Annotated in this window: 1 protein-coding gene; it reads right to left on the minus strand. The window is 42.9% G+C overall.

Going from position 1 to position 1,659, the window contains the following annotated elements; genetic code table 11:
• Positions 1-510: 510 nt before the first annotated feature.
• On the minus strand, positions 511-1,659 hold a 1,149-nt coding region (gene tuf, locus H5158_RS22405; RefSeq protein WP_145238324.1), incomplete at its 5' end, for an elongation factor Tu.

A 1,659-nucleotide genomic window follows, 5' to 3' on the forward strand; every position in this document is an offset into this window, starting at 1 on the left:
AAGCGGTAAGCGGTAAGCGGTAAGCGGTAAGCGGTAAAAATCTAGATCTCCTCAACTTAAATAGCAAGAAAATTTAATATATTTACTTTCTGTTATAAACGCGGTGGCAAGCCACTCGCCTACAAGTACATATTAACGCCGAGCAACTTAAAACTTACCGCTTAAGGCTTACAGCTCAAATCGCAGACATTAAAAAAGGCCACCAAAGTGACCTTTTTCTAATAATTAACTTAAAAGTTAATTATTACTCATTGAACGTTGCTACAAAGCACCTACGCCTAAGGTAATAGCGCCACCTTCACATGACGTAAATCGCAGACATTAAAAAAGGCCACCTAAGTGACCTTTTCCTAACAATTAACTTAAAAGTTAATTATTACTCATTGAACGTTGCTACAAAGCACCTACGCCTATGGGTCACAGCGCCACCTTCACATGACGTAAATCGTAGGCATTAAAAAAGGCCACCTAAGTGACCTTTTTTCTAATAATTAACTTAAAAGTTAATTATTACTCTACGATAGTTGCTACTACACCAGCACCTACAGTACGGCCACCTTCGCGGATTGCGAAACGTAGACCTTCATCCATTGCGATTGGAGAGATTAACTTTACAGTCATCTTAACGTTATCGCCAGGCATTACCATTTCTACGCCATCTGGTAACTGTACGTCACCAGTTACGTCAGTTGTACGGAAGTAGAACTGTGGACGGTAACCTTTGAAGAATGGAGTATGACGACCACCTTCATCTTTAGAAAGTACGTATACTTCTGAAGTGAATGTTGTATGTGGGTTGATTGAACCAGGCTTAGCTAGTACTTGACCACGTTCAACGTCTTCACGTTTAGTACCACGTAGAAGTGCACCAATGTTCTCACCAGCACGACCTTCGTCAAGTAGTTTACGGAACATTTCAACACCAGTACAAGTAGATTTAGTTGTATCGTTGATACCAACAATTTCTACTTCGTCATTGATGCGGATGATACCAGCTTCAACACGACCAGTTACAACAGTACCACGACCTTGGATTGAGAAAACGTCTTCGATAGGCATGATGAATGGCTTATCGATGTCACGCTCTGGCTCTGGGATGTAAGAATCAAGTGCGTCTGCAAGCTCAATGATCTTGTCTTCCCACTCTTTCTCGCCTTCTAACGCTTTAAGCGCAGAACCAGCGATTAGTGGTAAGTCATCACCTGGGAAATCGTACTCAGAAAGAAGTTCACGAACTTCCATTTCAACTAGTTCAAGTAGCTCTTCGTCATCAACCATGTCACATTTGTTCATGAATACGATGATGTAAGGAACGCCAACTTGACGAGAAAGAAGGATGTGCTCACGCGTTTGTGGCATAGGGCCATCAGTCGCAGCAACAACAAGGATAGCGCCGTCCATTTGAGCAGCACCAGTGATCATGTTTTTAACATAATCGGCGTGTCCAGGACAATCTACGTGTGCGTAGTGACGAGTAGGCGTATCGTATTCAACGTGTGAAGTTGAGATTGTGATACCGCGCTCGCGCTCTTCTGGAGCGTTATCGATTGATGCGAAATCTTTAGCAACACCGCCGTATACTTTTGCAAGTACGTTAGTGATTGCTGCAGTTAGGGTAGTTTTACCGTGGTCAACGTGGCCGATTGTACCTACGTTTAC

This window comes from Pseudoalteromonas sp. SR45-6 (assembly GCF_014163545.1).
GTDB classification, from domain to species: Bacteria; Pseudomonadota; Gammaproteobacteria; order Enterobacterales; family Alteromonadaceae; genus Pseudoalteromonas; species Pseudoalteromonas rhizosphaerae.